The organism is Pseudomonas vanderleydeniana, from assembly GCF_014268755.2.
In the GTDB taxonomy this organism is placed as follows: Bacteria; Pseudomonadota; Gammaproteobacteria; order Pseudomonadales; family Pseudomonadaceae; genus Aquipseudomonas; species Aquipseudomonas vanderleydeniana.
In genome coordinates this window covers 5598129-5621593 of sequence record NZ_CP077093.1, presented here as the reverse complement: position 1 = coordinate 5621593, position 23465 = coordinate 5598129, and the positions used below count along the sequence as shown (strand labels likewise).

The 23465-nt window shown below is 65.8% G+C and carries 20 protein-coding genes; 16 read left to right on the top strand and 4 right to left on the bottom strand.

Annotated features, from left to right (window positions below):
* Positions 1-19 precede the first annotated feature (19 nt).
* The 6 genes from HU752_RS25185 to HU752_RS25160 all read left to right on the top strand — a co-directional run bounded on the left by HU752_RS25185 (position 20) and on the right by HU752_RS25160 (position 5990).
* Entirely contained in the window at positions 20-1675 is a 1656-nt protein-coding gene (locus HU752_RS25185; RefSeq protein ID WP_186682284.1) for an AMP-binding protein, read from the top strand.
* Positions 1676-1701: 26 nt separating this feature from the next.
* Positions 1702-2145 (top strand): hotdog fold thioesterase, encoded by a 444-nt coding sequence (locus HU752_RS25180; RefSeq protein ID WP_186682285.1) that lies wholly within the window; start codon positions 1702-1704, stop codon positions 2143-2145.
* A gap of 111 nt (positions 2146-2256) precedes the next feature.
* The gene (locus HU752_RS25175) at positions 2257-3066 is read left to right on the top strand and encodes an alpha/beta fold hydrolase (RefSeq protein ID WP_186682286.1); all 810 of its coding nucleotides are present in this window, start codon (positions 2257-2259) and stop codon (positions 3064-3066) included.
* On the top strand, positions 3063-3917 hold the full coding sequence (locus HU752_RS25170) for an alpha/beta hydrolase (protein ID WP_186682287.1): 855 nt from the start codon (positions 3063-3065) through the stop codon (positions 3915-3917). Before HU752_RS25175 ends, HU752_RS25170 begins: the two co-directional genes overlap by 4 nt.
* Before the next feature lie 129 nt (positions 3918-4046).
* Positions 4047-4865 (top strand): DUF4892 domain-containing protein, encoded by an 819-nt coding sequence (locus tag HU752_RS25165; protein WP_186682288.1) that lies wholly within the window; start codon positions 4047-4049, stop codon positions 4863-4865.
* A gap of 72 nt (positions 4866-4937) precedes the next feature.
* Positions 4938-5990: an AI-2E family transporter gene (locus HU752_RS25160; RefSeq protein WP_186682290.1), complete on the top strand. Its 1053-nt coding sequence runs from the start codon at positions 4938-4940 to the stop codon at positions 5988-5990.
* A gap of 197 nt (positions 5991-6187) precedes the next feature.
* On the opposite strand, the gene xopAW is transcribed toward HU752_RS25160, so the two are convergent.
* From xopAW to HU752_RS25145, 3 genes are all read right to left on the bottom strand, one after another.
* On the bottom strand, positions 6188-7027 hold the full coding sequence (xopAW, locus tag HU752_RS25155; protein ID WP_186682292.1) for a XopAW family type III secretion system calcium-binding effector: 840 nt from the start codon (positions 7025-7027) through the stop codon (positions 6188-6190).
* 114 nt (positions 7028-7141) lie between these two features.
* Positions 7142-8194: a sensor histidine kinase gene (locus HU752_RS25150; protein WP_186682294.1), complete on the bottom strand. Its 1053-nt coding sequence runs from the start codon at positions 8192-8194 to the stop codon at positions 7142-7144.
* Complete coding sequence (locus HU752_RS25145; RefSeq protein ID WP_186682296.1) at positions 8194-8958, bottom strand: response regulator; 765 nt, start codon at positions 8956-8958, stop codon at positions 8194-8196. The genes HU752_RS25150 and HU752_RS25145 overlap by 1 nt, the downstream gene beginning before the upstream one ends.
* Positions 8959-9326: 368 nt before the next feature.
* Between HU752_RS25145 and kdpF the strand changes: the two genes are divergently transcribed.
* The 6 genes from kdpF to HU752_RS25115 all read left to right on the top strand — a co-directional run bounded on the left by kdpF (position 9327) and on the right by HU752_RS25115 (position 17610).
* Positions 9327-9416, top strand: a complete 90-nt coding sequence (gene kdpF / locus HU752_RS25140; RefSeq protein WP_017902697.1) for a K(+)-transporting ATPase subunit F — start codon at positions 9327-9329, stop codon at positions 9414-9416.
* Between the two features lie 11 nt (positions 9417-9427).
* Positions 9428-11137 carry a potassium-transporting ATPase subunit KdpA gene (gene kdpA / locus HU752_RS25135; protein WP_186682298.1) on the top strand — a complete coding sequence of 570 codons (1710 nt, stop codon included), beginning with the start codon at positions 9428-9430 and terminating at the stop codon, positions 11135-11137.
* Between the two features lie 16 nt (positions 11138-11153).
* On the top strand, positions 11154-13202 hold the full coding sequence (kdpB, locus tag HU752_RS25130; protein WP_437182387.1) for a potassium-transporting ATPase subunit KdpB: 2049 nt from the start codon (positions 11154-11156) through the stop codon (positions 13200-13202).
* A gap of 147 nt (positions 13203-13349) precedes the next feature.
* Positions 13350-13901, top strand: coding sequence for a potassium-transporting ATPase subunit KdpC (kdpC, locus tag HU752_RS25125; protein WP_186682302.1), 552 nt, complete (start codon positions 13350-13352; stop codon positions 13899-13901).
* 325 nt (positions 13902-14226) lie between these two features.
* Positions 14227-16878 carry a DUF4118 domain-containing protein gene (locus HU752_RS25120; RefSeq protein ID WP_186682304.1) on the top strand — a complete coding sequence of 884 codons (2652 nt, stop codon included), beginning with the start codon at positions 14227-14229 and terminating at the stop codon, positions 16876-16878.
* 36 nt (positions 16879-16914) lie between these two features.
* Positions 16915-17610 carry a response regulator gene (locus HU752_RS25115; RefSeq protein WP_186682306.1) on the top strand — a complete coding sequence of 232 codons (696 nt, stop codon included), beginning with the start codon at positions 16915-16917 and terminating at the stop codon, positions 17608-17610.
* Positions 17611-17912: 302 nt separating this feature from the next.
* Here HU752_RS25115 and HU752_RS25110 read toward each other — a convergent pair whose 3' ends face one another.
* On the bottom strand, positions 17913-18953 hold the full coding sequence (locus HU752_RS25110) for a patatin-like phospholipase family protein (protein WP_186682308.1): 1041 nt from the start codon (positions 18951-18953) through the stop codon (positions 17913-17915).
* A 190-nt stretch (positions 18954-19143) separates the two neighbouring features.
* Between HU752_RS25110 and HU752_RS25105 the strand changes: the two genes are divergently transcribed.
* The 4 genes from HU752_RS25105 (at position 19144) to HU752_RS25090 (ending at position 23459) form a co-directional block, all read left to right on the top strand.
* Entirely contained in the window at positions 19144-19422 is a 279-nt protein-coding gene (locus HU752_RS25105) for a hypothetical protein (RefSeq protein ID WP_017902690.1), read from the top strand.
* A gap of 199 nt (positions 19423-19621) precedes the next feature.
* Positions 19622-20539 (top strand): AAA family ATPase, encoded by a 918-nt coding sequence (locus tag HU752_RS25100; protein ID WP_186682310.1) that lies wholly within the window; start codon positions 19622-19624, stop codon positions 20537-20539.
* Positions 20509-21492, top strand: a complete 984-nt coding sequence (locus HU752_RS25095) for a DUF58 domain-containing protein (protein ID WP_186682312.1) — start codon at positions 20509-20511, stop codon at positions 21490-21492. The genes HU752_RS25100 and HU752_RS25095 overlap by 31 nt, the downstream gene beginning before the upstream one ends.
* Complete coding sequence (locus tag HU752_RS25090; protein WP_186682314.1) at positions 21489-23459, top strand: transglutaminase TgpA family protein; 1971 nt, start codon at positions 21489-21491, stop codon at positions 23457-23459. Before HU752_RS25095 ends, HU752_RS25090 begins: the two co-directional genes overlap by 4 nt.
* Positions 23460-23465: the final 6 nt, after the last annotated feature.

Sequence of the window (23465 nt, the reverse complement as noted above, 5' to 3'; positions counted from 1 at the left end):
ACAAAAGGGAGGGAGTCTCATGTCTGCCGCTTTTCGTTTGCCGCTGGAAGTCTTCTATGAGCGCGAAGCTCGTCATCCGCATCAGCCCTATCTGGTCCAGCCGGTCGGTGGTGGCGAGGTTCAGACGCTGAGCTGGTCGGAGGTTGGCCACCAGGCCCGCTGCGCGGCCCATTGGTTGCGTGAGCACGAGTTGCCGCCAGGCAGCCATGTCGCAATCGTTTCGAAGAACTGTGCCCACTGGATCATTGCCGACCTGGCGATCTGGATGGCCGGGCATGTCTCCGTACCGCTGTATCCCAATCTGACCGCGGACTCCGTCGCCCAGGTGCTTGGACACGCCGAGGTGGCCCTGGCATTCATCGGCAAGCTTGACGATTGGCCGGGAATGTCGGCGGGCGTCCGGCCCGGCCTGCCAACCATCAGCCTGCCGCTATGCCCATCGGGGGATTTCGATTTCCGCTGGAGCGACCTGCAGGCCTGTCCACCGATCCAGGACGATCCGCGGCCGGCGGCGGAACAACTGGCCACGGTGATCTACACCTCCGGCACCACCGGCCAGCCCAAGGGCGTGATGCACAGCTTCGCCACCCTGTCGTTCGCCGCCAACAACGCCATTGGCCTGTTTGGCCTGGGCGAGGGCGACCGGGTGCTGTCGTACCTGCCGCTATGCCATGTGGCCGAGAGGATGTTTGTCGAGCTGGCGTCGATCTTCACCGGACAGACGGTATTTTTCGCCGAAAGCCTGGAAACCTTCCTGACCGACCTGCGACGTGCACGCCCCACGGCGATGTTTGGCGTCCCGCGGATCTGGAGCAAGTTCCAGATGGGGGTCTATGAAAAGGTCGCGCCGACGCGGCTGGATTTTCTGTTGAGGCTGCCGCTGATCGGGCGGCGGGTCGGGCACAAGGTGTTGGTGGGGCTGGGGCTCGATGCGCTGCGTATCGCCCTGTCCGGCGCGGCACCAGTGCCTCGCGAGTTGTTGCAGTGGTACCGGCGCCTCGGGCTGGAGGTGCTCGAGGTCTATGGCATGACCGAAAACAGCGGTTATTCGCATATCTGCCGCGTGGGGCGACACCTGCCGGGGTGGATCGGCGAGGCGTGTCCGGGCGTCGAGGTGCGGATCGACGAGCAGGGCGAGGTCCTGGTGCGTAGCGGGGCGACCATGCTCGGTTACTACAAGGACCCGCAGAAAACCGCCGAAGCCCTCACTGTGGACGGTTTCCTGCGAACCGGCGACAAGGGTGAACAGGACGCCGGTGGCAACCTGCGCCTGACTGGGCGACTCAAGGAAATCTTCAAGACCAGCAAGGGCAAGTACGTGGCCCCGGCGCTGATCGAGAACCGCCTGGCGGCCAGTGCCTGGCTCGAGCAGGTCTGCGTGGTGGGCGATGGCCTGCCGGCCCCGCTGGGGTTGTGCGTGCTCTCGGCCAGTGCCACCCAGGCCCCGCGGGCAAGCCTGCAGGCCGGGCTGGCGGCGTTGCTGGAGGAGGTCAACCAGGCGCTCGACAAGCATCAGCGCTTGCGCGCGCTGGTGGTGGTGAAAGATAGTTGGGCGGTGGAAAACGGCTTTCTCACGCCCACGCTGAAGATCAAGCGGCCGGTGATCGAGCAACGCTACGGCCCGCGTTTCCAGCTCTGGAGCGAGCACGGGCAGCCGGTACAGTGGCAGGATTGACCAACAATAATCTTAAGGAGTGCAAGATGGCCTTGTGGCGTACCGTTCCGAATATCGACCAACTCAACGCCTCGGCGAAGAACACCATCAGCGAAGTGCTGGACATCCGCTTCGAGTCTTTCGACGACGAGTCGCTGACGGCCAGCATGGTCGTCGACCATCGCACCCACCAGCCGTTCGGCCTGCTGCATGGAGGGGCCTCGGTGGTACTGGCCGAAACGGTCGGATCGATGGCCAGCTACCTGTGCGTCGATACCAGCCAGTACTACTGCGTGGGCCTGGAAATCAATGCCAACCACCTGCGCGGTGTGCGCAGCGGACGAGTCACGGCTGTGGCGAAAGCGATCCATATCGGTCGCAGCACCCATGTCTGGGACATCCGCCTGAGCAGCGACGATGGCAAGACCAACTGCGTCTCGCGCCTGACCATGGCCGTGGTACCGCTGGGGCAGACCCCGCCGAGCCGCTGAGCGGCGCCATAGCCGTGACCGGACTGTCATCATTCCTGGCAGTTACGGTCATTGCTGGCGGCGGGTCTCCTGCCGACAATGAACACCTGTTTTTCATGGAATGGTTCCGGTATGTCGCAGCACGTGTTCTTCGCCCACGCCAACGGTTTTCCCTCGGGCACCTACGGCAAGCTGTTCGCCGCCCTGTCGCCGGAGTATGAGGTTGCCCATCTGCAACAGCATGCCCATGACCCGCGTTTTCCGGTGGACGACAACTGGCGCAACCTGGTCGACGAACTGATCCACCACCTGGAACAGCAGCCCGGCCCGGTCTGGGGCGTAGGCCACTCCCTGGGCGGCGTCCTGCACCTGCATGCGGCGTTGCGGCAGCCGCAGCTCTACCGGGGGCTGGTGATGCTCGACTCGCCAGTGCTGACCCGCACCGACCAGTGGGTGATCCGCGCGGCCAAGCGGCTGGGCTTCATCGACCGGCTGACCCCGGCCGGCCGCACCCTGGGCCGGCGCGAGGAATTCAGCGACCTGGAAAGCGCGCGCCAGTACTTTGCGGGCAAAAGCCTGTTTCGCGGGTTCGACCCGGATTGTCTCGACGCCTACCTGCAGCATGGCCTGCGTGCCGAGGGTGATCGCCTGCGCCTGAGTTTCGATCCGGACACCGAAATCAGGATCTACCGTGGCGTGCCTCATACCAGTCCTGGCCTGGCCCGGCATCTGAAGGTGCCATTGGCGGTGGTGCGTGGTCGTTCGAGTCGCGTGGTGATGCGCCATCACACCCGGGCCGTGAGGCAACTGCCCCATGGCGAATCCCTGAGCATGCCCGGAGGCCACATGTTTCCGCTGGAGCGACCGCAGGACACCGCGCAACTGCTCAAGGAGATCTTCAGCCGCTGGGAGCGAGGCGCCAGCCAAGGGGCGCAATCATGAGTGCGGCAATCGAGGAGATACGCCTGAGCCTGCCGCATATCGAGCTGGCGGCCCACCTGTTCGGTCCGGAAGACGGGCTGCCGGTGATCGCCCTGCACGGCTGGCTGGACAATGCCAACAGCTTCGTGCGCCTGGCGCCGAAGCTGAAGGGCTTGCGTATCGTTGCCCTCGACATGGCCGGCCATGGGCATTCCGGGCATCGTCCGGTGGGGGCCGGCTACGCGCTCTGGGATTACGTGCATGACGTGTTGCAGGTCGCCGAACAACTGGGCTGGCAACGTTTCGCCCTGCTTGGGCACTCGCTTGGCGCCATCGTTTCGGTGGTACTGGCCGGTGCGTTGCCCGAGCGGGTTTCGCACCTGGCGTTGATCGACGGCGTGATCCCGCCGACCGCCCCGGGGGAAAGCGCGGCCGAGCGCCTGGGTATGGCCCTGCAGGCGCAGATGCGGCTGCCGGACAAGCGCAAGTCCCTGCACCAGAGCCTGGACCAGGCTGTCGAGGCGCGGATGAAGGGCCTGGTCGCGGTCAGTCGCGAGGCCGCCGAATTGCTGGCGCAGCGCGGCCTGATGCCGGTTCCCGGTGGCTACACCTGGCGCAGCGACAATCGCCTGACCCTGGCCTCGCCCCTGCGCCTGACCGAAGAGCAGGCCATGGCCTTCGTTCGGCGGGTGGCCTGCCCGGCGCAATTGGTGGTGGCCGAGGCGGGCATGCTGGCCCAGCACCGCAGCCTGCTGGAGCAGCTACCCTTCAAGCAACAGGTGCTGCCCGGCGGTCATCACCTGCACCTGAACGACGAGGCCGGGGCAGCCCTTGTTGCAGACTGTTTCAATCGCTTTTTCGCCATGCCTTGACTTGCGCCCGGCAACTGTCGAGGCTGGGCGGGTTGAAAGGGAGACAACCATGCCTGACCTTGCTACCGCCACTATGCCATCTCGTTCCGTTCCGGCCCCCGTGCCTTCTGTCCAGGCACTGCCGATCCGATGAAGTTATCCACAACCCTGGCCTGGGCGCTCGCCCCGGCCTGTATCAGCGGTGTGCTGCTGGCCGCCGACGTTCCGGGTAGCCATGACCTGCCGCTGGTACCACGCCTGGCCGATGCGCAGATCGTCGATTACCGGGCCCCGGCCGAGCTGGAACGCATTTATCCACAGGGCTCGATCCGCAAGATCAGCAATCGGCTGCGCAGCGAGGGACAGGTCAATGCCCGAGGACAGATGACCTCGGTGACCTACGAGCTGCCCCCGGAACACACGGCCAACGAGGCCTTTACGGCGGCACGCGAGGCCCTGCAGAAGGAGGGCGCGCAGTTGCTGTTCTGGTGCCAGGCCCGCGATTGCGGCGAGAACAGCCTGTGGGCCAACGAGGTTTTCGCCAATCCGCTGCTGTCCGGGGCCGATGACCAGCAGGCCTACCTGCTGTTGCGCCTGGCCGCGCCCCAGGATGATTCGCTGATGGCCCTGTACAGCATCACCCGTGGCAACCGCCGGGCCTACCTGCACGTCGAGCAGTTCGCCGCGAACGCGCCGTTGGGCGAGTTGCTGCCTACCTCGGCGACCCTGCTGCGCGAGTTGCGTGACACTGGCAAGCTCGACCTGCCGAAGCTGGCTGGCGAACCGCAGGCAACCTGGGTCACCCTGATTTCCCGAGGCCTGAATCTCGATACCACCTCCCGTGTCAGCCTGTCGGGCGCTTCCGCCGAGGCCTGGCGCCAGGCGCTGGTGGCTGCCGGTGTCAGGGGCTCCCGACTGGAACTGGGTGACAGCAGGACCGCTGGCCTGCACCTGGAGCTGTTGCGATAGTGGTGCGAATGGCGAACCCGGGCTTGCGGGTTCGCCTAAGCTTTCCTTGTCTGATCTCTTTGTGGAATCCCCATGCTCAATAATGATCGGCTGTTGGTGCAGATACTGCTCCTCGTGCTGTTTGGCGCCAGCCTGTGGGTCATGGCGCCGTTCTGGTCGGCGCTGTTCTGGGGCGCGGTGCTGGCGTTCGCCAGTTGGCCACTGATGCTGCTGCTGACACGCCTGCTGGGTGGGCGCGAGTCGCTGGCGGCCGGGGTCCTGACCCTTGGCTGGATCGTCCTGGTGGCGGCGCCGCTGGTGTGGCTGGGGCTCAACCTGGCGGACCACGTGCGCGATGCGGTGTCCTTCATCAAGGACGTCCAGGTCGACGGCCTGCCTGCGGCCCCGACCTGGCTGGCCGGAGTGCCGATCGTCGGCGAGCGCCTGGTCGGCTTCTGGGACACCGTCGACCAGCAGGGGGCCGCGCTGATGGTGACGGTCAAGCCGTACCTGGGGCAGGTCGGCAACTGGTTGCTGGCGCGCAGTGCGCAGATTGGCGGCGGCATCCTCGAGCTGACCCTGAGCATCCTCTTCGTGTTCTTTTTCTATCGGGACGGCCCGCGCTTGGCGGCGTTCGTGCTCAGCCTGCTGGAGCGGCTGATCGGCGAGCGTGCCGGCTACTACCAGGAACTGGTGGCCGGTACGGTGCAGCGGGTGGTCAACGGCGTGATCGGTACGGCGGCGGCTCAGGCGCTGCTGGCGCTGATCGGTTTCCTCATCGCCGGAGTACCTGGGGCCCTGGTGCTGGGGCTGGCGACTTTCCTGCTCAGCCTGATCCCCATGGGGCCGCCGCTGGTGTGGATTCCGGCCACGGCCTGGCTGGCCTGGAAGGGCGAGTACGGCATGGCGGTGTTCCTGGGGATCTGGGGGACGTTCATCATCAGTGGCGTGGACAACGTGCTCAAGCCGTACCTGATCAGTCGCGGTGGCAACCTGCCGCTGGTGGTGGTGTTACTGGGGGTGTTCGGCGGGCTGATCACCTTCGGCTTCATCGGCCTGTTCATCGGCCCGACCCTGTTGGCGGTGGCCTACAGCCTGCTGCTCGACTGGAGTGCGAGCCAGGGGCGGCGCGAGGAAAAGACCTGACATTTGTCTGTGGGGGGATTCCGGGGAGGCGCAAGGCTTACGGGCCTGTTCGCGGGCAAGCCTCGCTCCTACAGAGCCTGTGTCGCACAGCTGTTCTGTGCACGACTAAGACTCTGTAGGAGCGAGGCTTGCCCGCGAAGGCGTCAGTGAGATCGGCACCGCACTTTAGGTACCCCGCATCTCCCACTGCCGCAGGATCAGGCCGCCGCCGCGGTGCTGCTGGTCGCCGTCACGGTGTTGCGGTTCTGATACTGGGTGTTGAGGTTGACGAGCAACCGGCTGAGGGCTTCGGCGATGTTGTCCTGGGCCGTCTGGGTCGTGGTACGGCTGGTGGTGCCGCTGGCGTCGGCCAGGGCCTGGAGCAGCATGGCGCTGGCCGTGTTGCTGGTACTGGCCGTCGTCGAGGTGCTGCTGGTGGTGGCGGTGCTGGTCGCACAGCTGTCGGTGGTGCCTTGCAGTGCGCTGGCCAGTTCGGCCTGGCTGATGCTGCCATCGCCATTGCTGTCCAGCTGGCTGAACAGCTGGCTGCTCGACAGTTGCGCCGGCGGCGGTGGCGGGGCGAAGGCCGCAGCCAGCTCGTCAACGCTGATGCTGCCGCTCGAGTCCTTGTCCAGGGACGAGAACAGCGAGGAACTGTCGGTGGTGATGCCGGCATTGGTCAGTCCGGTGGACAGTTCGTCGTTGCTGACGGTGCCGTCGCCATTGGTGTCCAGGGCCTTGAGCAGGGCATCGGCCAGCTGGGTGTCAGGGGCGTGATCGCCATGCTCGGGGCGCTTGAGGGCGGCCAGTTCGTCAAGGCTGATGCCACCGCTGCTGTCGCTGTCGAGCGAAGTGAAGTTCTGGCTCAGGTCGGTGAGCAGCTTGTTGTCGCTGTCCTTGGACAGGGCGGTGTTCAGTTCATCCTGGCTGATGGAGCCGTCGCCGTTGGTGTCGAGCTTGGCGAGCAGTTGCTTCTGGAATTGTTGCTGGCGTTGCGTGGCCGTCGTCGTGCTGTTGTAGCCGACGTAGCTCAGTAGACTGCTGACGCTACCGATCATGGTGCTCACTCCCTAAGTGTTGGCAAGGCCGATGACGGTGCACCGGCTCATGCAGACTCCCAAGGGCAGGTGTCGAGGGTATGTGGGCTTTGTACCGGTCGGTACACACAGCGATCAGGCGCGGGGCAGGGTGACCACGGCGGTCAGGCCGCCACCGGGGGTTTCTTCCAGCATCAGTTCGCCGCCCAGGCGCTGCGCGGCTTCCCGGGCGATGGTCATGCCCAGGCCGACGCCACCGGAGTTGCGGTTGCGCGAACCTTCCAGGCGATAGAACGGCTCGAACACCGCCTCGCGCTTGTCGGCGGCGATGCCGGGGCCATGGTCGATGACCCGGATGACCAATTGCCGCCGGCTGTCCTCCAGGGTGATCAGGGCATCGCCAGCGTAGCGCAGGGCATTGTCCATCAGGTTGTTCAGGCAGGAACGCAAGGCCATCGGCTGTACCAGCAGCGGTGCGCAATGGCCGCTGGCGCGGACCTGGGCCCCCTGGTCCTGGGCGTTCTCGCACAGCGATTCGACCAGTGCCTGCACGTCCATCCATTGCATGGCTTCGCTGGTGCGCTGTTCGTGCAGGTAGCTCAGGGTGGCATCGAGCATGCCGATCATGTCGTTCAGGTCCTGGCGCATCTGGCCCTGCAGTTTCACATCGTCGATCTGCTCCAGGCGCAGCTTGAGGCGTGACAGCGGCGTGCGCAGGTCATGGGACACCGCGCCGAGCATACGGCCACGCTGCTGCACCTGCTCACGGATACGCTGCTGCATCAGGTTGAAGGTGGCGGCCGCCTGCCGGGCTTCCTGCGGACCGGTTTCGTCCAGCGGCGGGCTGTCGAGGTCCTCGCTCAGGCGCTCGGCCGCCTTGCTCAGGCGGTGGATGGGCCGCGAGAGCAGCTTGGCACCGTACCAGGCGGCAATGACCAGGGCCACGAGCTGGAAGGTCAATGGCACCAACGGCCCGCCGAACCATGGCCGTGGTGGATGACGAAAGTGGGGCGGCGGCGGTCCGAAGCGCGGGTCGGCGTTTTGCGCCATGTTCATCGGAGGCGGCGGTGGTGGCGGGCCACCACCGTAATGACGGAACCAGAGAAAGGCCAGCAGGTGAGCCAGGACGATGGCCAGCATCAACACGCCGAACAGGCGCCCGAACAGCGTGTTGAAGCGGGGCCGCATCAGCCGATGTCTCGTGCGTCGAACAGGTAGCCTTCACCGCGCACGGTCTTGATCAGTTGTGGCGATTTCGGATCGTCGCCGAGCTTCTGCCGCAACCGCGAGACCAGCAGGTCGATACTGCGATCGAACGCCTCTATGGAGCGGCCCCGCGCGGCGTCGAGCAACTGCTCGCGGCTCAGGACCCGGCGCGGACGCTCGATGAATACCCACAGCAGGCGGAACTCGGCGTTGGACAGCGGCACCACCAGGCCATCGTCGGCGATCAGCTGGCGCAGCACACTGTTCAGGCGCCAGTTGTCGAAACGGATATTGGCTCGTTGCTCGGTGCGGTCATCGCGCACCCGGCGCAGGATGGTCTGGATGCGTGCCACCAGCTCCCGTGGTTCGAACGGCTTGGCCATGTAGTCGTCGGCACCCAGTTCCAGGCCGATGATGCGGTCGGTGGGTTCGCAGCGCGCGGTCAGCATCAGGATCGGGATGTCCGATTCGGCGCGCAGCCAGCGGCACAGCGACAGGCCGTCTTCGCCTGGCAGCATCAGGTCCAGGACCACCACGTCGAAGGTTTCCAACTGCATGGCCTGGCGCATGGCCGCGCCGTCGGTCACGCCGACCGCCTGGATACTGAAGCGGGCGAGGTAGTCGATCAGCAGCTCACGGATCGGAATATCGTCGTCGACGATCAGCGCGCGGACATTCCAGCGCTTGTCATCGCCCGGCGATAGCGGTTTGTTGACGTCGGCCAGAGGTGCGGGAGTGTTCTGCATGCGTGTGATTATCTGCCGGTAAAGCCGCGAAACGCAAAGCGCCCCGCGAGGTCGTTGCACGAATAAGAGGGCCCGGCCCACAGGCGGGGTGCCCGTTTCAAGTGTAGCTGCGCAGGAAGCTACAGGCGCCGCATGTTGACTGGTTGTCAGTTATGTAACGACTTTGACACAAAGCGGCGGGGCGCCCAGAACCCCTGCTCGCACCGGGTCCGGGTCAGCTTCCTGGGGATTCTAGGGTGTAATGCCTACGTAAATTGACTCTTTACGCCTTCTTTACGTATCGCCCCGGGTGTCGCTCTCGTTCCTTTACGGCCTTCCTTCCGACAATGGCTCCACACGCGGCAATCGCCGTATCACGGAGAAATCCCATGGGCATTCTGGACGCGGTGTCACTGCTGCTGGCAGTGGCGCTGTTCATCTATCTACTGGTTGCGCTGTTGCGCGCGGATCGGAACTAGGAGCGGCGGTTATGCATGGTTATGACTATTGGCTGATCCTGGCCTTCCTGGCACTGGTGCTGTTGCCGGCACCTGCGCTGGGACGCTTCTACTACAACGTGATGGAAGGTCGGCGCACCTGGCTGACACCGGTGTTGGGGCCAGTGGAACGGGCCTGTTATCGCCTGTCCGGGGTGGATGAACAGACCGAACAGAGCTGGCAGAAATACACCCTGGCGGTGCTGGCCTTCAATTTCGCCGGCTTCGTGCTGCTGTTCGCGATCCTGCAACTGCAGCAGTACCTGCCACTCAACCCGCAGAACCTGCCGGGCCAGGAGTGGACGCTGGCGTTCAATACCGCGGTCAGTTTCATGACCAACACCAACTGGCAGAACTACAGCGGCGAGGCATCCCTCAGCTACCTGAGCCAGATGATCGGCCTGACCGTGCAGAACTTCGTCAGTGCCGCCACCGGCCTGGCCGTACTGGTCGCGTTGTGCCGGGGCATTGCCCGGCGCTCGGCGTCGACCCTGGGGAACTTCTGGGTCGACATGACCCGTGCGACCCTCTATGGCCTGCTGCCGCTGTGCCTGCTGCTGGCGCTGTTCCTGGTCTGGCAGGGCGTGCCGCAGACCTTTGCCCATTACGTCAATGCCGTCACCCTGCAGGGCGCCGACCAGGTGATTCCGCTCGGCCCGGCCGCCAGCCAGATCGCCATCAAGCAACTGGGAACCAACGGCGGTGGTTTCTTCGGCGTCAACTCGGCGCATCCGTTCGAGAACCCGACGGCCTGGAGCGACCTGTTCGAACTGGCCTCGATCATCCTGATCCCGGCAGCGCTGGTGTTCACCTTCGGCCATTACGTCAAGGACCTGCGCCAGAGCCGCGCGATCATGGGCTGCATGCTGGCCCTGCTGCTGATCGGTGGCGCCGTCTCGCTGTATGCCGAGTACCAGCCGAACCCGACGCTGAACAACCCGGTGGTGGAGCAGACCGCCCCGCTCGAAGGCAAGGAAACCCGCTTCGGTACCACCGGCAGCGTGCTCTGGTCGGTGACCACCACGGCGGCCTCCAACGGTTCGGTCAACGCCATGCATGACAGCCTCAGCCCGCTGAGCGGCATGGTGGCGCTGGTCAACATGATGGTTGGCGAAGTGATCTTCGGCGGTGTCGGCGCGGGCCTTTACGGCATGCTGCTGAACGTGCTGATCGCGGTATTCCTCGCCGGCCTGATGATCGGCCGGACTCCTGAGTACCTGGGCAAGAAGCTCCAGGCCCGGGAAGTGCAACTGCTGGTGGTGACGTTGCTGGTAATGCCGATCGGTACCCTGGTGCTGGGCGCGATCGCCGCCAGCCTGCCCGGCCCGGCCGCTGCGGTCAGCAACCCCGGTGCCCACGGCTTCAGCCAGCTGCTGTACGCCTACACCTCGGCCAGTGCCAACAACGGCTCGGCGTTCGGTGGCTTCAGTGGCAACACCGCGTTCCACAACCTGATGCTGGGCCTGAGCATGCTGCTCGGCCGCTTCGGCTACATCCTTCCGGTACTGGCCCTGGCCGGCAGCCTGGCGATGAAGAAAACCGTGCCGGTCGGCCAGAACAGCTTCCCGACCCACGGCCCGCTGTTCGTCACCCTGCTGACCGTGACCATCCTGCTGGTCGGTGGCCTGACGTTCCTGCCGACCCTGGCCCTGGGGCCGATCGCCGAACATTTGAGTATGGCCGCTCTTGGGTTCAAGAGCTGAGGACCTGATGATGAACATGCCTCTTCCTGCGACAAAACCGGCTGTCGTCGCACAGCCCAAGACTACCTTCGCCGACCTGTGGCGGCCGGCGCTGGTGCAGGCCTTCGTCAAGCTCGATCCGCGCCAGTTGCAGCGGGCGCCGGTGATGCTGGTGGTGGAACTGACGGCGGTATTGACCACCGTCCTCTGCCTGGTCCCCAACAGCGCCGTGCCGACCTTCGTTGCGGTACAGATCGCCCTCTGGCTGTGGTTCACCGTGCTGTTCGCCAACTTCGCCGAAGCCTTGGCCGAAGGTCGCGGCAAGGCCCGGGCCGACAGCCTCAAGGCCGGCAGCGAGGGGCTCAGCGCCCGGCGTCGCAAGGCCGACAACAGCTTCCAGGTGGTGCCTGCCAGCAGCCTGCGCAAGGGCGACGTGGTCCGGGTCGAGGCCGGTGAGATGATTCCCGGTGACGGCGAGGTGATCGAAGGTATCGCCGCGGTCAACGAAGCGGCCATCACCGGCGAATCGGCGCCGGTGATCCGCGAGTCCGGCGGCGACCGCTCGGCGGTGACCGGCAACACCCGGCTGGTCTCCGACTGGTTGCTGGTGCGCATCACCAGCAACCCCGGCGAGTCGACCCTGGACCGCATGATCGCCCTGGTCGAAGGTGCCAAGCGGCAGAAAACACCCAATGAGGTCGCGCTGGATATCCTGCTGATCGGCCTGACCCTGATCTTCCTGCTGGTGGTGGTGACCCTGCAGCCGTTCGCCCACTTCGCTGGCGGCAGCTTGCCGCTGGTGTTCCTGGTGGCGCTGCTGGTGACGCTGATCCCGACCACCATCGGCGGCCTGCTGTCGGCCATCGGTATCGCCGGGATGGACCGCCTGGTGCGGCTGAACGTGATCGCCAAGTCCGGTCGTGCGGTAGAGGCCGCTGGTGATGTGCACGTGCTGCTGCTGGACAAGACCGGCACCATCACCTTCGGCAACCGCCGTTGCTCGGCGATCCACCCGGCGCCTGGCGTACCGGTTCGCGAACTGGCCGAGGGGGCCCTGCTGGCCTCGCTGGCCGATGAAACCGCCGAAGGCAAATCCATCGTCGAGTACCTGCGGGATCTTTATCCACAGGCGGAGCCGGCGGCCGCGGAACTGACCGCGGTGCCGTTCAGTGCCGAAACCCGCCTGTCGGGTGTCGACCACCAGGGGCGGGTGTACCGCAAGGGCGCGGTGGATTCGCTGCTGGCCTTCCTCGGCCAGAAACGCGCCGACCTGCAGCCGGCACTGTCCCGCGAGATCGACAAGATCGCCCAGAGTGGCGGGACGCCGCTGCTGGTCTGCGCCCAAGGCAAGCTGCTCGGTGTCATCCACCTCAAGGACGTGGTCAAGCCGGGCATCCGCGAGCGTTTCGCCGAACTGCGCAAGCTGGGTATTCGCACCGTCATGGTCACCGGTGACAACCCGCTGACGGCGGCGGCGATCGCTGCCGAGGCCGGGGTCGACGACGTGCTGGCCGAGGCCACGCCGGAGAAGAAACTGGCCCGCATCCGCCTGGAGCAGAACGACGGTCGGCTGGTCGCGATGTGCGGCGACGGGGCCAACGACGCCCCGGCACTGGCGCAGGCCGACGTCGGCATGGCGATGAACGATGGTACGCAGGCTGCCCGCGAAGCGGCGAACATGGTCGACCTCGACAGCGACCCGACCAAGCTGCTGGACGTAGTGCAGATCGGCAAGGAGCTGCTGGTGACCCGTGGTGCGCTGACCACCTTCTCGATCGCCAACGACGTGGCCAAGTACTTCGCGATCCTGCCGGCACTGTTCGCGGCGATCTATCCGCAGCTCGGCGTGCTCAACATCATGCAGTTGGCCAGCCCGCAGAGCGCGATCCTTTCGGCCATCGTGTTCAACGCGTTGATCATCGTCGTACTGATCCCGCTGGCACTGCGTGGTGTGCGGGTCCAGGCGGCGAGCGCCGCGCACCTGCTGCGCCGCAACCTGCTGATCTACGGCCTGGGCGGGATCCTCGTGCCATTCGTGGGCATCAAGGCCATCGACCTGCTGCTGACCGCATTGCACCTGGTGTAGCCCTGGTGGCCCGCTCCCTGTGGGGCGGGCCCCATGGCTGCCGGATTTGTAGGGAATAACTCTAGTGGGAGCCGGCGGTCCGGCGCCCCGGTTTATCCACGAAGACGGCACGCCCGTCACCCCATCATCCGAATCGAGGAACTGAACATGTCTACTGTATGGCGCCCGGCCCTGAGCCTGTTGGCCCTGATGACCCTGATCACCGGCATCGCCTACCCGCTGGTGGTCACCGGCGTGGCCCAGGCCGTTTTCCCCGACCAGGCCAATGGCAGCCTGCTGCGCGACGCCGACGGCAAGGTCCGTGGCTCGTCGCTGATTGCCCAGGATTTCACCGGCGACGCCTGGTTCCATCCACGGCCTTCGGCCGGGGCCTTTGCCACGGTATCCAGCGGCGCGAGCAACCTCTCGCCGAGCAACCCGGCGCTGGCCACGCGCATTTTCGACGATGCGGCCAAGCAGGCGGTACCTGGCCAGGGGCCGGTGCCGCTGGCGCTGCTGACCACTTCCGGCAGCGGTCTCGATCCGCACTTGCCACCGGCTGCGGTTCGCTATCAACTGGCACGGGTGGCGCAGGCACGCAACCTGTCGGCGGCGGCCGTGGAGAAGCTGGTAGAGGCGCATATCGAGCAGCCGCTGATTGGCCCGCCGGTGGTCAATGTGCTTGCCTTGAATGCGGCGCTGGCCGATATCTCGAAATAGTCCGCTGTTGCCAGGGGGATGTGGGTCAGGTTTGCTGGCCTCTTCGCGGCTTCTTTGATCGTTCCCACGCTCTGCGTGGGAATGCATCCGGTGACGCTCCGCGTTGCCAAGGCTGGACGCCGAGCGTCCGGCGTGGTGTTCCCACGCAGAGCGTGGGAACAATCATGAATCCATGAAATTCCCCGCATGATCGTTCCCACGCTCTGCGTGGGAATGCATCCTGTGGCGCTCTGCGTCGCCAAGGCTGGACGCGGAGCGTCCGGTGCGGCATTCCCACGCAGAGCGTGGGAACGATCAACACATCCTATGAGGGGGAGTTTCGTACATGAGTGATTCAGGTCGCGCCGACGCGCTGCTCGCCGAACTGCCCCGGGCCGGTCGTGGCCGGCTCAAGGTATTCCTCGGCGCCGCCCCGGGCGTGGGCAAGACCTATGCGATGCTCCAGGCCGCGCATACGCAATTGCGCCAGGGCGTGAAGGTACTGGCTGGCGTGGTGGAGACCCATGGCCGGGCGGAGACCGAGGCGCTGCTCGCGGGGTTGCCGCAACTGCCGCTGGTACGCTCCGAATATCGCGGCGTGCTGCTTGAGGAAATGGACCTCGACGGTCTGCTCAAGGCCCGGCCGAAACTGGTGCTGGTCGATGAGCTGGCCCACAGCAACGCACCCGGCAGTCGCCATCTCAAGCGTTGGCAGGATGTCCAGGAACTGCTGGCTGCTGGCGTCGATGTATTCACCACGGTCAACGTCCAGCATCTGGAAAGCCTCAATGACCAGGTCCGCGGCATCACCGGCGTGCAGGTGCGCGAGACCTTGCCCGACTGGGTCCTGCAGGAAGCCGATGAGCTGCTGTTGATCGACCTGCCGCCACGTGAACTGCTCGAACGCCTGCGCGACGGCAAGGTCTATGTACCGGAGCAGGCACGGGCGGCGATCGATGCGTTCTTTACCCAGACCAATCTCACCGCCCTGCGCGAGCTGGCCATGCAGACCGCTGCGGCCCAGGTCGACAATGACCTGGCCCAGGGTTACCGGACTCTCGGCCAGGCCGCCCCGGCGATTCGTGGTCGCCTGCTGGTGGGGGTGGACGGCGATGCACAGGCTGAGCGCCTGGTGCGCCATGCCAGCCGGGTCGCGCAGCGGCGGCATCTGCCCTGGAGCCTGGTGCACGTGGATAACGGCAGCAGCCGCGACGAGCAGTCGCGACTGCGCCTGCAGAGTGCCCAGCAACTGGCCGAGCGCCTGGGCGGCGAAGTGGTGCTGCTGCGAGCCGGCGAGGTGGCCAAGACCCTGATCCAGCATGCCGCCGAGCGCCGTGCCAGCCTGGTGCTGGTCGGCCAGTCGCGCCAGCGTCTGCGTCGTCGGCTGTTTGGCGGCGGGCTGGCGGCACACCTGCTGCGCAATGCCCGGGGCCTGGAAATCAACGTTCTCGACAGCCAGGAGGAGCAACGCCAGCCCCGTGTCCGTGAACCCCATGCGGTGGTCTGGCTCGACTATCTGCTGGCCGTGCTGGCGACGGTGCTGGCCAGCGCCCTGGCCTGGGGCGTGGCCAGTGTGCTGCCGTTGCCGAACATCTCGCTGGTGTTTCTCGCCGCGGTGTTGCTGGTGGCGGTGCGCAGCAGCCTCGGCCCGTCGCTGGTCTGTGCGGTGTTGTCATTCCTGACCTACGACTTCCTGTTCATCCCGCCGAACTTCTCCTTTGCGATCCAGCGTGAAGAGGATGTGCTGACCTTGCTGTTCTTCCTGATGATGGCGGCGCTGACCGGCAACCTGGCCGCTCGCCAGCGCCGCCAGTTGCAGGCCCTGCGCGATACCCAGGAGGAAACCAGCGAATTGCTCGACCTGTCGCGCAAGTTGACCGCCGCCACCGACCGCCAGGCGGTGATCAGCGCGGCGTCCCTGCACCTCAGTGGCTGGGACGAATTGGACGTGTGCCTGCTCAACCGCGACGGGCAGGGTGGCTGGAAGGTCGAGAGCGGTGGCGCATGGAGTTTTTCCGAGGCTGAACGCGCTGCGGCCGATTGGGCCTGGCAGCACGACCAGCCGGCGGGGATGGGGACCGGTACACTGCCATTCGGCCGCTGGTGGTGGTGGCCGTTGTCGGCGGAGGAAGGGCCGTTGGCGTTGCTTGGTGTCTGTCCGCGCGAAGGCCAGTCGTTGACGGGACAGCGTCGCCGCCTGCTGACCGCGCTGAGCCAGCCGCTGGCCCAGGCCCTGGCCCGGGCACAGTTGGCCGACGACCTCGAGGCGGCCCGCCTGCACGGCGAAACCGAGCAACTGCGCAGCGCCTTGCTGGCGTCGGTCTCCCATGACCTGCGCACACCGCTGACCTCGATGCGCGGCAGCATCGACAGCCTGCTGGCCCTCGGCGAGGCGATCCCGCTGGCCGACCGCCAGGAGCTGCTGGAAGGCACCCGCGACGAGGCCGAACGGCTCGACCGCTATATCCAGAACCTGCTGGACATGACCCGGCTCGGTCACGGCGCGCTGAAACTGGCGCGCGACTGGGTGGCGCCGGCGGACATCGTCGGCAGTGCCCTGAACCGCTTGCGCGCGGTGCTGGCGCCATTGCAGGTCAGTACCCGGGTTCCTGACGAGTTGCCGCTGCTCTACGTGCATGCCGCCTTGATCGAGCAGGCCCTGGTCAATGTCATGGAGAACGCCGCGCGCTTTTCACCGAGCCATGGTCGCCTGCACATCCATGCCGGGGTGGCCGCTGGCGAACTGTTCTTCGCGGTCAGCGACGAGGGACCGGGCATTCCCGAGGAGGAGCGCAGCAAGATCTTCGACATGTTCTACACCGCGGCGCGTGGCGATCGTGGCGGCCAGGGTACCGGCCTCGGCTTGGCGATCTGCCAGGGCATGGTCGGCGCCCATGGCGGGCATATCGGCGTGTCGGAGGGCATCGATGGTCGAGGCACCTGTATCACTCTATTCCTGCCCCTGCAGGAGCAACCGGGATTTGAAAGTGAAGCCTGATATGCTTTGGCGCTTCTTCAGCACGATTGCCCAACCATGAGCCAGATTTCGACCATCCTGGTCATCGACGACGAACCGCAGATTCGCAAGTTCCTGCGCATCAGCCTCGCTTCCCAGGGGTATCGGGTGCTGGAGGCCGGTACGGGCGCCGAGGGCCTGGCCCAGGCGGCGCTGAACAAGCCCGACCTGCTGGTACTGGACCTCGGCTTGCCGGACATGGACGGCCAGCAGGTGCTGCGCGAGTTTCGCGAATGGTCCGCGGCGCCGGTGCTGGTACTGTCGGTACGGGCCAGCGAAGCGCAGAAGGTCCAGGCCCTCGATGGCGGCGCCAACGACTATGTGACCAAGCCCTTCGGTATCCAGGAGTTCCTTGCGCGCATCCGTGCGCTGCTGCGCCAGGTGCCGGTGGGCGAGGTTCAGGAGGCGGCCCTGAAGTTCGGCCCGCTGACCGTCGACCTGGCGTATCGCCGGGTGTCGCTGGACGGTATGGAAGTGGCGCTGACGCGCAAGGAATACGCGGTGCTCGCCCAGCTGGCGCGGCATCCCGGGCGGGTCATCACCCAGCAGCAACTGCTCAAGGACATCTGGGGGCCGACCCATACCGAGGACAGCCACTACCTGCGGATCGTGGTCGGGCACCTGCGCCAGAAACTGGCTGATGATCCGACCCGACCGCGTTTCATTGTCACCGAAGCCGGTGTCGGCTATCGCCTGCTCGACAACCAGGGCTGACTTCGGGCCGATAGCGTCTTTGCGGCGAGTGGGCTGCTGGGGTGAGCGAGCTGCTGTGGTCGGCGAGCTGTTGTGGTGAGCGGGCTTGCCCGCGCTGGGGTGCGAAGCAGCCCTGAAGCCAGGCGACCCGGCTGGGTCAGATGGATCGCGGTGGCTGGTTTTGGGGCTGCCTTGCCGCCCAGCGCGGGCAAGCCCGCTCACCACAGAAGCCCGCCTACCACAGCCGCGGGCTTGCCACACACCAGGTGTTTGCCGCATGGCTTGATGTGTTCCACAGGATTTCTTTGACAGGCCGCCCGGCCTCAGCGGCGTTCCTCCTCGTAGCGATCCAGGGTATCGCGGGCGATTTCGCGGCCCAGGGCGATCAATTCCGGCGCCTTGTAGAACTCGAAGAAGCGACAGACCCGCTTGGGCACGTTGATCAGGATATCCGGTGGATAGCCGGCAATCTTGTACTGCGCCAGCGAGGTCTGCATCACCTCGAAACTCTGGTTGATCAGGTCCAGCAAGGACGCGGGGCCAACGTTGTCGACGATGAACGAACCGGTCGCCGATTTCGGCGCGCCATCGGCCTCGGGAGCGGCCGCCGGCTGCTGGGCTTCGGGATCGGCGGCGTCGAGCCAGGCGTTGGCGAGGTCCGCCGAGTCGGCGACCAGGGTCTGCTGCTCCAGGCGCAGCAACTCCTCGGCCTGCTTGCGGCGGAACGGCAGGCGCGAACCCATCGAGCTGAGCAGGGCGTTGAAGCGGCTCTTGAAGGCCGGTGGCCGTTGGATCACCGGCAGTTGGTACTGCTTCTGGTTGGTGGCGTTGAGGTTGACGGCGATGATCAGGTCGCAGTGGCTGGAGACCACCGGTACGATCGGCAGCGGGTTGAGAATGCCGCCGTCGACCAGCATGCGATTGCCTTGCATGACCGGGGTGAACAGGCTCGGGATGGCCGCCGAGGCGCGCATCGCCTGGTGCAGGCAACCTTCCTGGAACCAGATTTCCTGCTGGTTGGTGAGGTCGGCGGCGACTGCCGTGTAGGGAATGCGCAGGTTCTCGATGTCGATTTCGCCAACGATCTTGCGGATCTGGCCGAAGACCTTTTCGCCGCGGATCGCCCCCAGCCGGAAGCTGACGTCGACCAGGCGCAGGACGTCGAGATAGTCCAGGCTTTCGATCCAGTTGCGGTATTCGTCGAGCTTGCCGGCAGCGTAGATGCCGCCGACCACTGCGCCCATCGAGCAGCCGGCGATGCAGGCCACTTCATAGCCGCGTCGTTCGATCTCCTCGATTACCCCGATATGGGCATACCCCCGGGCCCCACCCGAACCCAGCACCAATGCAACGCGTTTTTTCATCATGCACTCCTTCCAGCCGGTGACCCACAATGCACCCAAGGCGGGTGGCGGCACAATCATCGGCATTTGCATGAAGTCATCGATGGCTTTCGTTCATGGGGATTGGCTAAGCTTGTAGAACGGTGCAAGGCACTTTTTGCCTGGCGTGCCGTCATAAGCTGCACGACTGTTTTTTCTTGAGGTGTCATCGATGAAAGCCTGGATCTGTGTGCCATTGATTGCATTGGCGTTGGCCGGTTGCGCGGGCAAGACTGCCTATCGCGAAACCTGCGGTACCCAGCTGGATGCTGCCTGGCGTGAACTGGACCTGGCCAAGGCCGAGGGCTTTGCCGGGACCGTGAGCTACTCCAAGGCTCTCTCGTTGCTGACCGGGGCCAAGACCCAACAGCAGTTCGAGGCCTACGAGGGTTGTTCGGCCAAGGCCGAGAAAGCGCGTTTCTACATTCGTGAGTCGCGTGCCGGTCGCTAACTGGATTTGATTCGGGGCAGTTTGCCGGGTAGATGCGTGCGCCGAGCACGCCTCTGTGTCACGTCCTCGCTCTGCAGGAGCAGGGCTTGCCCGCGAAAAACGAGACTGCGGTGTCTCTGAAAGGTCGCAGCGATACCTTCGCGGGCAAGCCCTGCTCCTACAGGGTTGCGGCGATGCCTTCACATTTGGATGTCTGCCTATGCGCAGTAAACTGCAAGACTGCCTGGAGGCCGTCAACCAGGTGGTGTTGGGCAAGGATGCGCAGGTCCGGCTGGCCCTGACCTGTCTTCTGGCCGACGGCCATCTGCTGATCGAGGACCTGCCCGGCATGGGCAAGACCACGCTCAGCCATACCCTGGCCAGGGTTCTTGGCCTGAGTTTCCAGCGTATCCAGTTCACGTCCGACCTACTGCCCAGTGATATTCTCGGTACCTCGGTGTTCGACAAGGACAGCGGCGGTTTCGTGTTCCATCCCGGGCCGATCTTCGCCGAGCTGGTATTGGCCGATGAAATCAACCGCGCCACCCCCAAGAGCCAGAGTGCCCTGCTCGAAGCCATGGAAGAAGGCCAGGTGACCATCGAAGGCGCCACCCGGCCATTGCCGTCGCCGTTCTTCGTCATCGCCACGCAGAATCCCACCAGCCAGGGCGGCACCTTCGCCTTGCCCGAGTCGCAGCTCGATCGCTTCCTGATGCGCGTGTCCCTCGGCTATCCGGCCCGGGCGGCGGAAAAGGCCTTGTTGCTGGGGGCCTCGCGGCGCGACCTGCTGCCCCGGCTGCAACCGATCCTCAGCCATGGCGAACTGGCTGCGCTGCAACAGCAGGTCAAGCAGGTCCGCGCCAGCGACCCGCTGGTGGACTACGTCCTGCGCCTGGTCGGCGCGACCCGCAGCGAGGCGCAGTTCGCCTGGGGGCTGTCGCCGCGGGCCAGCCTGGCGATCCTCGCCGCCGCCCGTGCCTGGGCGCTGCTCGCCGGCCGCGACTATGTGATCCCGGAGGACGTGCAGGCGGTGTTGCCGGCGGTGGTCGGCCATCGCCTGCGCGAGCGCGCCGACCCGGCCGGGTTGGGCGGTGGCGCGTTGGTGCAATGGTTGCTGCGCGAAGTGCCGGCGCTTTGATTGTCCGTCTGCGCACGGCGTGGCGGGCCTGGCTGGCCCGACGCCTGCCGCCGGCGCCGCGGGTGGAACTGACCCAGCGGCGGATTTTCATCATGCCCAACCGCGCGGGCGGGGTGTTTGCCACCTTGCTGTTGCTGATCCTGCTGGTGGCGATCAACTACCAGAACAGCCTTGCCTATGGCCTGTGCTTCCTGCTGTTGTCGGTGTTCGTGGTGGCGATCCTGCATACCTATCGCAATCTGCGCGGCCTGGTGCTCAGTGCCGGGGTTGGGCCGGCGGTGTTCGTCGGCGAGGAGGCGCGTTTCGTGGTGCGCCTGGAAAGCGCCGGGAAGCGTCACCAGGCGATCCATCTCGGCTGGTCAGGCCAGGCGAGCCAGCTTGCGGATGTGCCGCCGGCGGGTTTCCATGAACTGGAACTGACCCGGCCGACCCGGGCCCGCGGCTGGCTGGCGGCACCACGTATCGGCGTGCGCAGCAGCTTTCCGCTGGGCATCCTGCGGGCCTGGAGTTGGGTCGACCTGGGCCAGCAGGTGCTGGTTTATCCACAGCCGCTGGAAGGTGAACTGCCAACCCTGGCCAGCGTACCGGAGGATGCCCCGCAGGAGGGGGTGCGGGCCCACGGGCAGGGCGTCGACGACTACCAGGGCCTGAAACCCTACCAGCCTGGCGACTCCTGGCGGCGCTTGCACTGGAAGGCCTATTCCCGTGGACAGGGGTTGCTGATCAAGGATTTCGCCCGCCTTGAAGGCCAGGAGCATTGCCTGGACTTCCTGGCGCTGGGGGGGGACGTCGAGCAGCGTCTGTCACGCCTGTGCTACTGGGTACTGGAACTGACCCGTCGCGAACAGCCGTTCGCCTTGCAATTGCCCGGTCGACACCTGGCCACGGACAGCGGCGCGGTGCACTGCGAAGCCTGCCTGCGTGCCCTGGCACTGTTTGGACAGTCGCCATGAGCGGCGCGACGACGATTTCCCGCGCCAGCCTGGTCTGGCTGCTGGTGGCCCAGGCCCTGGTCATGTTGCCGTTCTGGTTCCACGTGCCGTTGTGGATGGTCGCCTTCTGGCTGGGCTGCACCTTCTGGCGTATCCAGGTGTACCGCATGCGCGCAACGTTTCCCGGGCGCTTGCTGGAGTTGCTGTTGCTGCTGTTCACCATCGCCGGGATCTGGCTGTCGCGCAGCAGCCTGATCGGCCTGGATGCCGGCGCGGTGCTGCTGGTGGCGATGTTCATCCTCAAGCTGGTGGAAACCCGCACCCATCGCGATGCGCTGGTGCTGATATTCCTCGGGTTGTTCTGCGTGGCGGTGGCCTATCTGTTCGAGGACAGCCTGCCGTGGGCAGCCTACAGCCTGTTGCCGATCACCGCCCTGCTGGCGGCCCTGATCGGCTTGCAGCAGGGCCCGGGTACCCGGCCACCGGCAACCCTGAGGCTGGCCGCGACGCTGCTGGCGCAAGCCTTGCCGCTGATGCTGTTGCTGTTCCTGTTCTTCCCGCGGATCGCGCCGCTGTGGTCATTGCCGCTGCCGAGCGACAAGGGCCTGAGCGGCCTTTCCGAAAGCATGGCGCCGGCCGACGTGGCTGAACTCGGGCGCTCCGCCGAGCTGGCATTTCGTGCCAGCTTCGACGGCCCGCTGCCGCCGCGGCGGGAACTGTACTGGCGTGCCCTGACCCTGGAACAGTTCGATGGCCGGCGCTGGAGCCAGTCGCCGGGGATCGCCTCCAGCCCACCACCGAAATGGCAGGCCAGCGGCGAGCCGTGGCGCTACAGCGTCATCCTGCAACCCAGCGGCAAACCCTGGCTGCCGACGCTCGATGTCGCCCGTAGCGAATTGGGCGACGCGCGCCAGTTGGCGGACTATCGGCTGCAGCGCCAGCGCCCGGTACAGCAGGCGCTGCTGTACCGGGCCAGTTCCTGGCCGCAGGTGCCGCGCGATGTGCAGCTCGATGAACGGGCGCGCCGCCGGGCCCTGCAATTGCCCGCCGAGGGCGATCCCCGGACGCGGCAGTGGGCCGCCGAACTGCGGCGCACTTATCCACAGCCCGAGGCGTTGGTGGCGGCACTGCTCAGACATTTTCACGATGAACCCTATCGCTACACCCTCCAGCCGCCGACGCTGGGAGCGGACAGCATCGACGGTTTCCTGTTCGACAGCCGCCAGGGCTTCTGCGCGCACTTCGCCGGAGCCATGACCTATGTGCTGCGGGCGGCCGGCATTCCGGCGCGGGTGGTGGCCGGCTACCAGGGCGGCGAGTTGAATCCGAGTGGCGGTTTCCTTACCGTACGCCAGTACGACGCCCATGCCTGGGTCGAGTATTGGCAGGTCGCAAGGGGCTGGCGCAGCGTCGATCCGACCTATGCGGTGGCACCGCAACGGATCGACCAGGGGCTGGAGCAGGCCCTGTCCGCCGACGAGGGCGTGCCCGGCGCCTCGGTGTTCTCGCCGCTGCGCTACCGGCAGCTGACCTGGCTCAACGAGTTGCGCCTGGGCTGGGATAATCTCAATTACGGTTGGCAACGCTGGGTCCTGGGTTATCAGGGGGAACAGCAGTTGCAGTTGCTTTGGCGCTGGTTCGGCGACCTGTCGCGGCTGGCGCTGCCGGTTGGCCTGGTGGTGATCCTGGGCCTGCTGTCGTTATGGCTGCTACGTCCCTGGCAGGTGAGGACCGACCCGCAGTTGCGGGCGTTCGCCACCTTCGAAAAACTGTTGCGGCGGCATGGCCTGGTGCGCGAGCCGGGCGAGGGGCCGCTGGCGTTTGCCGAGCGTGCGGCCGTGCACTTGCCACGCCAGGCACAGGGTATCCGCCGCTTTGGCGAGTTGTTCGTCAGTCAGCGCTATGCTGAGCGAACCCCGTCGATGGATGTATTGCAACAGGAGTTGCGCTCATTGCGTCGCAGTCTTGGCAATTCCATTTGGGAGTGAATGTCG

Bases quoted from the DNA above. Each gene is read 5' to 3' on its own strand.
- HU752_RS25185 (WP_186682284.1), top strand. From the start codon at position 20: ATGTCTGCCGCTTTTCGTTTGCCGCTGGAAGTCTTCTATGAGCGCGAA.
- HU752_RS25180 (WP_186682285.1), top strand. From the start codon at position 1,702: ATGGCCTTGTGGCGTACCGTTCCGAATATCGACCAACTCAACGCCTCG.
- HU752_RS25175 (WP_186682286.1), top strand. From the start codon at position 2,257: ATGTCGCAGCACGTGTTCTTCGCCCACGCCAACGGTTTTCCCTCGGGC.
- HU752_RS25170 (WP_186682287.1), top strand. From the start codon at position 3,063: ATGAGTGCGGCAATCGAGGAGATACGCCTGAGCCTGCCGCATATCGAG.
- HU752_RS25165 (WP_186682288.1), top strand. From the start codon at position 4,047: ATGAAGTTATCCACAACCCTGGCCTGGGCGCTCGCCCCGGCCTGTATC.
- HU752_RS25160 (WP_186682290.1), top strand. From the start codon at position 4,938: ATGCTCAATAATGATCGGCTGTTGGTGCAGATACTGCTCCTCGTGCTG.
- xopAW (WP_186682292.1), bottom strand. From the start codon at position 7,027: ATGATCGGTAGCGTCAGCAGTCTACTGAGCTACGTCGGCTACAACAGC.
- HU752_RS25150 (WP_186682294.1), bottom strand. From the start codon at position 8,194: ATGCGGCCCCGCTTCAACACGCTGTTCGGGCGCCTGTTCGGCGTGTTG.
- HU752_RS25145 (WP_186682296.1), bottom strand. From the start codon at position 8,958: ATGCAGAACACTCCCGCACCTCTGGCCGACGTCAACAAACCGCTATCG.
- kdpF (WP_017902697.1), top strand. From the start codon at position 9,327: ATGGGCATTCTGGACGCGGTGTCACTGCTGCTGGCAGTGGCGCTGTTC.
- kdpA (WP_186682298.1), top strand. From the start codon at position 9,428: ATGCATGGTTATGACTATTGGCTGATCCTGGCCTTCCTGGCACTGGTG.
- kdpB (WP_437182387.1), top strand. From the start codon at position 11,154: ATGCCTCTTCCTGCGACAAAACCGGCTGTCGTCGCACAGCCCAAGACT.
- kdpC (WP_186682302.1), top strand. From the start codon at position 13,350: ATGTCTACTGTATGGCGCCCGGCCCTGAGCCTGTTGGCCCTGATGACC.
- HU752_RS25120 (WP_186682304.1), top strand. From the start codon at position 14,227: ATGAGTGATTCAGGTCGCGCCGACGCGCTGCTCGCCGAACTGCCCCGG.
- HU752_RS25115 (WP_186682306.1), top strand. From the start codon at position 16,915: ATGAGCCAGATTTCGACCATCCTGGTCATCGACGACGAACCGCAGATT.
- HU752_RS25110 (WP_186682308.1), bottom strand. From the start codon at position 18,953: ATGAAAAAACGCGTTGCATTGGTGCTGGGTTCGGGTGGGGCCCGGGGG.
- HU752_RS25105 (WP_017902690.1), top strand. From the start codon at position 19,144: ATGAAAGCCTGGATCTGTGTGCCATTGATTGCATTGGCGTTGGCCGGT.
- HU752_RS25100 (WP_186682310.1), top strand. From the start codon at position 19,622: ATGCGCAGTAAACTGCAAGACTGCCTGGAGGCCGTCAACCAGGTGGTG.
- HU752_RS25095 (WP_186682312.1), top strand. From the start codon at position 20,509: ATGGTTGCTGCGCGAAGTGCCGGCGCTTTGATTGTCCGTCTGCGCACG.
- HU752_RS25090 (WP_186682314.1), top strand. From the start codon at position 21,489: ATGAGCGGCGCGACGACGATTTCCCGCGCCAGCCTGGTCTGGCTGCTG.